An 8,217-nucleotide genomic window follows, 5' to 3' on the forward strand; every position below is an offset into this window, starting at 1 on the left:
GGCCTCGCTCACCCAGCCGAGCGAGGCCGTTCCCATCCCCTCATCATCGGCACCACCGATGACGCCAACATCGGCAAACTCAGCGACGGCCAACAGGGGTGGGATGGCGAGCATTGTGGGGATCATGTCCGAGATTCCGAGTGTAGATAGCGTGGTTGCGGCCGCGGAGGCGATGGCGCCGAGTCCGATTGCGCTGGAATGACTTCGGCCACTTTTCGGGCCATTCCGGTGAATGCCCGCCGACGGGTTGTGGTCCCGCGCCGCGGTTGTGGGGAAATGAGGAAACCCCTCCGACCCGGGTCGGAGGGGGTTTCGTACCTGCCGGGCTGACAGCAGGATTTGAACCTGCGACCACCTGACCCCCAGATTCGCATCCGGACCATTTGTGCACGTCACACCCGTCAGGCATGTTCGCCCAGCGTCCTTGCGACCAGGCATTGTTCGGTTGCGCGCACGCCGTGCGGCCACCAGATGGCCGCCGCCGCGATTGTGATCGGCGCCGTTGGTCGTCCACCTGTCGGGGTGGATCTGCTGGAGGTGGTGTCAAGTGAACGGTGGGACGTCCTGCTGGCAGACCGTGCCGGGTGGGGGCAGCGCGCCACGGATGACGTAGTCGCTCTCGTAGGCTTTCGCGCAGCTGCTCGGGTTGAACAGCGTGGTGTGCCCGTATCCAGCGACGGTAAGCAGCCTGGCGTTGTGCAGTTGGGCGGTCATGGCCAGGGCGTTGTGGTACGGGGTGGCGGGATCGAAGATGGCGTTGACGGTGAGGATCGGTGTCGCGGAGCGGCCCCACGGGCCGGTGTAGCGATGGGCGGCCTTGGCGGGCCAGGTGGAGCACGCCTCGGTCACCCACGCCCAGAAGGGCCCGACCGTACCGGCTCGAACGGTACTGAACTTCGCCAAGGCGCCGTAGATGTGCGGATCGCGCGGGTTGGGACTCTCGCCGCAGATGATCGCCAAGGGCTGCTCGACGCCCGTGTACTTCTGCTGTTGGGCCGAACCTTCCCGGGAGGAGTCGCTCAGCACTGTCGAGGACCGGTCCACCAGGAGATTCTCGCCCGGGTCGGGCATCTGCGGCGTTGCGCCCAGCCACAGCTGCTGCAGCAGCTCGGCCAGCGCCGTCCAGTTCGCTGGGGAACCGGCGGTGGCATGGACGGTATACAGATTGGCGCGCACGGCGTTGGCGGTGGCGGCGTAGGTGAACCCGTCCTGCGGGTGGATGAGCAGGCGGTGCAGCAGTGCCTCGTACTTCGCTCGGGTCGCCACCGCACTGCCGGCCGAGAACGGGCAGCGGATCGGGCCTGCTTGGCTGCACAGGTTCAAGAACTGTTCCAGCGTCTTGGCCGTTCCCAGGTCGGATGCCTGCCGTAGGAAGGTCGACAACACCGGGCTCCAGTCGTACCACGCAGACGGATCGATATTGCCGTCCAGCACCATCGCCCGGACCCGGTCGGGGAAAAGGTTGGCGTAGGTGGCGCCCAGCAGCGTCCCGTAGGAGACCCCGAAGTAGGTCACCAGCTGTTCGCCGAGGACTCTGCGCAGTAGATCGATGTCGTAGGCCGAGTCGGTGGTGGAGACGAACCGCAACAAGGCCGGATCACGCCGCTCGCAACCCCGGCCGAGTTCGGCGTACAGGTCGATCCACCGCTGCTCCTGCTCGTGGCCGACCGGAAACCCCACAGGCAACTGCGCGAACCAGGCATCGAACTCCGCCTTATCGTCGAAGCATTGAACGGAGGTCGATTCACCGACCCCGCGCGGATCCCAGCTGACGATGTCGAACCGTTCCTGGATCTGGAGTGGGAAGAGCGGATATGCGATCGGGAGGACTGTGGTGCCTGCTCCTGCCGGCCCGCCTGGGTTGAACAGCAGGCTGCCGATCCGATGCGCGGGGTCGGTTGCCCGGTGTCGGATGACCGCCAGCTCGATCGTGCGCCTGTCGGGATGCTGGTAGTCCAATGGTGCCGGCACGGTGGTGCATTCGAAATCCGGGTGGTCGGGGCACGGGGTCCAGACCGCGGCAGGCGTTCCCCCAGTCGCCTCATCCGACGGCTGAGCCGTGGCGGGCGCGGCGCCGCAGGCCACAGCCGCGGCCACCATCATGGATGCCACTATGCATCGGGTGAAACGAGCGCGGTTCGTCACAGATCCTCGCTATCGTCACGGTGAAAATGCGTGGCTGTCTTACAAGGAACCCTCGACGCCGAACCGTAGCCGATTACGCGGCAAATGCCTGGTTAGGTCGATTCACCGGCGTGGTCCGATCGATAGCACACACAAGCCGGTGACCAACCAAATGAGCTGAGCAGGGGATCTTCCGCTGGCTTCGTTGGTGGGGCCGGCGACCGGGACCTCGGCCCGATTCCGGAGACTCGCCGCCGTCCCCGACAGCGGCCACATCGAGGATCATCCCCCTCTCCTGCGCGGACGCGATCGTGGGCGGCTGCAGCAGCATCATGTCGGAACCGTAGCGCCACCCACGCCCTCCGCGGCCGAGGTGCGACGAGGACGCCCGATTTGCTCGGCCGGCAAGCCCGGAACCTACCGGAACCGTTGGTCGCCCGACGCAATGAAAGCGCGGCGGCGTTTTGCCGCAAGGCATTTCAGCGGCTTCATGTACCACCTGACACGGATTCTTACTTTCACCCCTACCGAGAGGCAGGCGCAGCCGGAGGCAAGCCGTATGCGTCTTTGTGGCTGGGAGATCCTGCGATCGTTTTCCGAACGCGCCCGTCAGGTTCGGAGTTGGGGTGTAGGCCTGAGCTAACAGGGCGTGGCTGATGACCGCGGCGCCCCCCGGGTTCGGTGCCAAGCTGGGCGTGGTTGTCCGCGGTGCCGGTTAGAAGTCGTCGTCGTGCCCGGCGAGCTGCCGCCCCAGCAGCCTGGCCGCATTAATGATGCTGCTCAATGGTTCTTCATACTTCCAAGAGTCGCCGTAGCGGTCGTCGCGCTCGACGGCCTCGGTCAGCCGGAGCGCGTGTCGCAGCATGATCTGCTCATCCATTACGACGAGCCCGCCTATCGTGCCCGTGCTGCCGACCTTGTTGAGTATGGCCAGGAGGTCTACCTTGCCGGCCACGGCGAACGGCCTGTCGATCTGGATCCAGTCCTCGCCTGCCCGCCTGATCACGACGTCCGGAGCGGCCCAGTCCTCTTCGGCGTCGATGACCTTGACGCTGATCTTGTCGGGCTCTACATGCACGCCGTAACTGTCCTCAGAAATGCGGTCGACCAGAGCGTCCCACTCGTAGCTGTCTTCCACGTGTTTCCCTCCGCGATCGTCAGCGTCCGGCCGATACGGAGCGTAACAGAATCCACTGCGGCCGAAGGGAACTCGTGCGATCACTACGACACTGTGCGACTGGCCGGCACACCAGCAGCGAGGTGTCCAGATCCCTGCTCAGGATCGATTGCGGCCGAGCGGAATTCGCTTGCCACGGTGTGGGCGCTGCCTCGGCCACCGCGGCAAACCGCGAGGTCTGCGCACGATCGCCGCCCTGGCCGCGAAGACTCCTGACCAGGTTTCGGCCTCGGCGGGATCGCCCCGCTCCTCGAGACACCGAGGTTGTTCATGGGTTGGCGGGCCTCCGGAAAGTAGGGACAATGTTGGCCGTTGTCCCTGGGCCGGGCGGCGGCGGTCGACATGGGCTAGCTGGAGACCCGAAGAGCCCACAGCTGCGTATACCCGAACTCCCGCTCGACGAAGGCATCTGCTGTAATCGCCCTGGACTGGTGTTTTGCACGGCCCTGAACAGCGGCTACCCGAACTTCGTTGTTCTGCGGGTTACTACCGGAACCCCGATTCCGGCGTCAGCCAGTCGCGACGGCGACGGGAGTGCCGCTGTCGGTGCGGATTTCGATGCGGTGCACGGTGTCGGCGCGGAACGAGACCGCGCCGGTCACCTTGATGGGGTTCACCGCGGGCGTGGTCCAGGTGGCGGCGGGTTCGCTCTGGCCGTTCGCGCCGACCGCCACGGCCGTCAGGCGCAGCCCGGCGGGAAGGTCGCGCAGGGTGAGGTGCAGTTCGGTGCCCCACGGTTTGGGCGTGAGATCGATTGTGCTGCTGGATGTTCCGGAGCCGGTGGTGAACGCGATGACACGGTCGGTGGCCGATGTGCCCGGCGACTCGGCGGGGTGCAGGACGAATCCGAGTGCGACACCGGCGGCCAGCGCGGCGGCGGTGAGGCCCGCGGTCGCGAACACGCGGCGCCTGCGCTGCGCGGCCCGGGCGGCGGATACCGCGCGCAGCGTCTCCCGCAACGCCACAGAGGACTGCTCCTGGATGGGTGAATCATCCTGCGGTACTTCGGCTTTAGCCAGTAGTCCCGGTACGACGGCGAATTCGGCCAGTTCCCGGCGGCAGGCCGGGCAGTCCGCCGAATGAGCGTCCACAGCGGCCTTGTCGGCCGGGCCCAGCCCGCCCAGCACGTACGCGCCCAGCAGGTGCCGGTAGTGCTCGTGTCCGGCGTTGGTCACCGGGTCACCCCCAGTTCGTCGAAGATGGAACGTAGTGCGCGCACCGCGTAGTAGCTGCGGGATTTGACTGTGCCCTCGGCGATGCCAAGCCGCCGCGCGGTCTCGGCCACGCTGCGATCGCGGAAGTAGAGCTCGACTACGACGGCCCGATGCTCGGGCGAGAGGCGAGCCAGGGCGTCGGAGACCAGCCAGCCGTCGATGGCCCGCTCCAGGGGCTGATCGACGGCGGCCAGATCGGCCAGATCGGCACGCTCGACCGATGCGACAGGTCGGCGCTGTTCGGCGCGCCACCGGTCCACCAGAACCCGGTGTGCGGTGGTGAGCAGCCAGCCGCGAATCTCCAGCTCGGTGATGTCCTTGCGGCGCAAGGTTTCCACCGAGCGCCAGGCCCGCAGCAGCACTTCCTGGGTGAGATCCTCGACCTGGTGCGGATCGCGCCATCGCCCGTGCAGGTAGTTGCGTACGGCCCGGCCGTGGGCGGCGTCGATCGCGGTCAGGAACTCCTCGTCCGAGACCGTTCGGTTTGCCGCCCACGGCAGCCGCATCAGCGAATCGCCTCGCCCTGGGCGTCGAGCAGGAACCAGACATCCATGACGCCCTGACCGGCGGTATCGCCCGGATTCTTGTCGCCCGCAAAGTAATACAGCGGTTTGCCCGCATAGCTGGCCTGCGCCGACCCGTCGGCACGCGTGAGCGTGCCGAGTTTAGCGGCGTCGATACCCGTGCCCGCGGTGACGGCCGCGGTCACGGCGGGCCACTTCACCAGACACTCACCCGCGCACGCGGAGTGGCCGGGCGTGTCCTTGGTGAACAGGTACAGCGCGCGCCCGGAACCGTCCGCCAGCGCCTGCCGTCCGCCGAGGGTCTGCACCCCGACGGTCGCGGCGGCCTGGGCGTTGGTGACCGATGCCGTGGTGGTGCCGGAGGCGGTGCTGCCCGCCTCGTCCTTCGCGCCCGATCCACACGCGGTCAGCGCGACCGTTCCGGCCACCACCGCGGTGGCCACCATCCAGTGTCGCAATGTCATCGGCGAGCTCCCATCCTCGGTTTTCCAGTGCGTACAGGGGACGCCGCTCATTCCGGCCAGGTTCGATTCCACGCTGAACTGTGACGCAGCCCACTTGCGAAGGGCCTTCCCGATCGGGTGCACACCGTGGGCGTCGAACATCGGGCGTCGCGGGCCACCCAAATCGGCTGGAACACCGTCAACCTCGACTTCGATCGGCCCGAGACCCGGCAGAACGGTACGGGCTCTGTCGGCTCCGTGTGACGGAGCCGGGAAACTACAACAAGATCGGGCGTCCCGCCACCGCGTCGACCGGCTGTGCCGCGTGGCCTGTCCACCACGGGAACACGTTGGGTACAGGGTCGGCTGGTGGTGACGGGGCGTCCGGGTGAGATCGCGAATTCGTACCTCACCGAAGTGGCGCTCCGGGCCCAGCTCACGAGTGGTTTCTGCGGTCAACAGTGGCCCTCAGGGGATGAGATCGGGCGGGAGTGAGTTCCGGGACGTAGAGTCCGCCGCTTGACGGCCTCTGCCCGGACTCCTTCCACCGCAGGGGCAGGTCGAGCGCCTGACCGTGCGGTTGCGGGTCGGCGTGCACCAACCCCAGCACGAAATCGCCGTCCGCACCCTCGATGTCGACGACCCCCGTCACCCCGGCGGCGTCGACCGCAGCCAGAGCGCCCGGAGTAACCAGACCGGAAAGCTCACCCATCGCGCTCGCGAACTGGGTCACCTCCTCGACGTCGGTCATGGCATCGAAATCCTTTACTCCTCGATTCGAGCTTCCACCGCCGCAGCCGACGTCCGGCGATCAGCGCTCTCGGGCCCAAGTCGAAGTCCGCTTCGGGGCCAGCTGTTCGAGCACGTCCTGGGCCCGAACTCCTCAGCGCTGGAGCAGGCCAGGTTCGTCGTCCCGCCCCGAGGTCGTCCCCGGCGCCTCCCTGCGAACAGGCGGCACCGACCGAGAGGTCAGGGGCTCGGCCGACTTGCCATGTAGGGGCGTCAGGACTGGGGCTTTGGGCGTCCGCGCGGTCCAGGCTTCGCAGTGCCAGCATGCCGCCGACGCCGGGTATGGCCGACAGCAGGATGCGCTGCCCGGTGGAGTGGGCGTCGCGCCAGGTGGCGATGACGCCGTAGAGCCAGGCGAAACCGTGGATCGGGCCGGTCAGTGCGGCGACGGTGTGCGCATCGAAGGTGATCATGTTCGTCAAGAGCGTGGCGAGTGTGATCAGCTCGATCGTTGCGCAGATGCGCAGCGGTCTACGGGTGGTCATGGCGTTCAAGCTCCGGTGGTCGAGCCGGGACGGACGATCATCAGTACCGTGACCGTGGCCCACAGCAGGTTGAAGACTCCGGTGAGCATCGCCAGCCGAGCTGTGACTGCTCGATCGAGACGGGGCTCGGCCGTCGTTTCGGCAAGGGCGGTGAGGATGGAGTGTTGGCGGGGCAGCACCAACAGGCCCAGCACCAGCACCCGCACCGCCGACGTCGACGACTCTCGTCATCCCGGCGGTGTCGACCGACCGACGGTGGTCGCAGCCCGGGGTGCCCGGGCCAGTGGCGGCAGCCCATAACGGGCCCATGAGGATGTGAAGGCGGCGACGCCCGTCAGGGCGATGGAGATGATCAGCCAGGGGCTGCCCAAGACATGCATCAGGCTTGCGGTGCGCGAATCCGAACACCGGAACAGCGATTGCGATCTGCGCGTAGACGCGGCAGATCCGGTTCAGGACTCGCACACCCGCGAGGGTCTCATCGCCTGGGGCTGAGGCAGCTCGGCGGACTGCCGCGGGGAACATGCTGGCAGCGACCGTCACGGGGCCGATGGTGATGATGGCCGCCAAGACGTGGACAGCGAGCACGAGCTTGGTCATCGAGCCGCGCCCTCACCGCGGTGCGGGTGGACATCGGGCAAGGAACAAAGGGGCAGGGTGGGCATGTTGGTACGCCTTCTCACGTGCTGGGCCGGAAGCGGTGAAGTCCTGATAGAGGGACTTACCTCCAAGGCCGGTCGTCTCCCCTCCTCGAAAGTCACCGGCCGACGCCGCAACGACGACGCCGCAGAGCCGATGCGATGACGACACTCCGCGCCACGTCCAACACGGTCGCTCAGCTCTCCGCCGAGTTGGGCGTCGGGAGTCGCAGGTGGCTCATCAGGCCAGTAGTCGGCCTCAACGGCGTTCCGCTCGCGGGTGACCGTTCTGCGGGCCAACAGTATGGAGAGTGCTGTTGTTCGGCAAGAACCTCCACCGCTGCCCGGTCGCATGTTCTTCCAAATCCTCGGCGCGATTACATGCCAGTCCCTTGGCTTTCCCTTCCCGCCGCACCGCCCCTTACCTTCCGACATCCGGAAACGGTTCCGGCACTGGCTTCTGACTCACGGCCCCGCCGAACCGAATATCGCAGTCGATGACATAGACAGCTTGTGAAACCTGAGCAGAAGGCAATAGTGCGATGGTTGCGGCCCCGCCCACTCCCGTCCGGCGTGAGACGGTTCAGCCAGAATCGCGGTTGCGGAGCAGACACAGGGAGTCGGTGAAGCGGGGGGTGTGGTCGCCGAGGGGGGCGAAGAAGTCGCGGTCGCAGGTTTCGACGGCGCCGATGGCCCGATTGACCAGGGCCGCACCGGATTCGGTGGGGACGAGGGATTTGGCGCGGCGGTCGGTGGGGTGATCGCGCCGTTCCAGCAGGCCCTTCTGTTCCAGGGTGCGCAGCACCTGGGAGGTCATCATGGG

General features: G+C 66.9%; 8 protein-coding genes and 1 pseudogene. 1 reads left to right on the forward strand and 8 read right to left on the reverse strand.

Annotated elements, in window-relative coordinates; genetic code table 11:
• Positions 1-543: 543 nt before the first annotated feature.
• From ACWEKS_RS48250 to ACWEKS_RS48280, 7 genes and pseudogenes are all read right to left on the reverse strand, one after another.
• Positions 544-1,971: an alpha/beta hydrolase gene (locus tag ACWEKS_RS48250; protein ID WP_452346420.1), complete on the reverse strand. Its 1,428-nt coding sequence runs from the start codon at positions 1,969-1,971 to the stop codon at positions 544-546.
• Between the two features lie 868 nt (positions 1,972-2,839).
• A complete protein-coding gene (locus ACWEKS_RS48255; protein ID WP_452346421.1) occupies positions 2,840-3,262 on the reverse strand; it encodes a hypothetical protein in 423 nt (140 codons plus the stop codon).
• 548 nt (positions 3,263-3,810) lie between these two features.
• A complete protein-coding gene (locus tag ACWEKS_RS48260) occupies positions 3,811-4,476 on the reverse strand; it encodes an anti-sigma factor family protein (RefSeq protein ID WP_452346422.1) in 666 nt (221 codons plus the stop codon).
• Positions 4,473-5,021, reverse strand: a complete 549-nt coding sequence (locus ACWEKS_RS48265) for a sigma-70 family RNA polymerase sigma factor (protein WP_452346423.1) — start codon at positions 5,019-5,021, stop codon at positions 4,473-4,475. The genes ACWEKS_RS48260 and ACWEKS_RS48265 overlap by 4 nt, the downstream gene beginning before the upstream one ends.
• The gene (locus ACWEKS_RS48270) at positions 5,021-5,503 is read right to left on the reverse strand and encodes a COG4315 family predicted lipoprotein (protein ID WP_452346424.1); all 483 of its coding nucleotides are present in this window, start codon (positions 5,501-5,503) and stop codon (positions 5,021-5,023) included. The genes ACWEKS_RS48265 and ACWEKS_RS48270 overlap by 1 nt, the downstream gene beginning before the upstream one ends.
• A 415-nt stretch (positions 5,504-5,918) precedes the next feature.
• Positions 5,919-6,233, reverse strand: a complete 315-nt coding sequence (locus ACWEKS_RS48275; protein ID WP_452346425.1) for a hypothetical protein — start codon at positions 6,231-6,233, stop codon at positions 5,919-5,921.
• Positions 6,234-6,761: 528 nt separating this feature from the next.
• A pseudogene (locus tag ACWEKS_RS48280) lies at positions 6,762-6,953 on the reverse strand (hypothetical protein); the annotation flags it as partial.
• Positions 6,954-7,071: 118 nt separating this feature from the next.
• On the opposite strand from ACWEKS_RS48280, the gene ACWEKS_RS48285 reads away from it, so the two are divergent.
• Positions 7,072-7,251, forward strand: a complete 180-nt coding sequence (locus ACWEKS_RS48285) for a hypothetical protein (protein ID WP_452346426.1) — start codon at positions 7,072-7,074, stop codon at positions 7,249-7,251.
• A gap of 726 nt (positions 7,252-7,977) precedes the next feature.
• On the opposite strand, the gene ACWEKS_RS48290 is transcribed toward ACWEKS_RS48285, so the two are convergent.
• On the reverse strand, positions 7,978-8,217 hold a 240-nt coding region (locus ACWEKS_RS48290), incomplete at its 5' end, for a MarR family transcriptional regulator (protein WP_452346427.1).

The sequence above is a fragment of the Nocardia sp. NPDC004711 genome, from assembly GCF_053601595.1.

Bases quoted from the DNA above. Each gene is read 5' to 3' on its own strand.
- ACWEKS_RS48270 (WP_452346424.1), bottom strand. From the start codon at position 5,503: ATGACATTGCGACACTGGATGGTGGCCACCGCGGTGGTGGCCGGAACG.
- ACWEKS_RS48265 (WP_452346423.1), bottom strand. From the start codon at position 5,021: ATGCGGCTGCCGTGGGCGGCAAACCGAACGGTCTCGGACGAGGAGTTC.
- ACWEKS_RS48275 (WP_452346425.1), bottom strand. From the start codon at position 6,233: ATGACCGACGTCGAGGAGGTGACCCAGTTCGCGAGCGCGATGGGTGAG.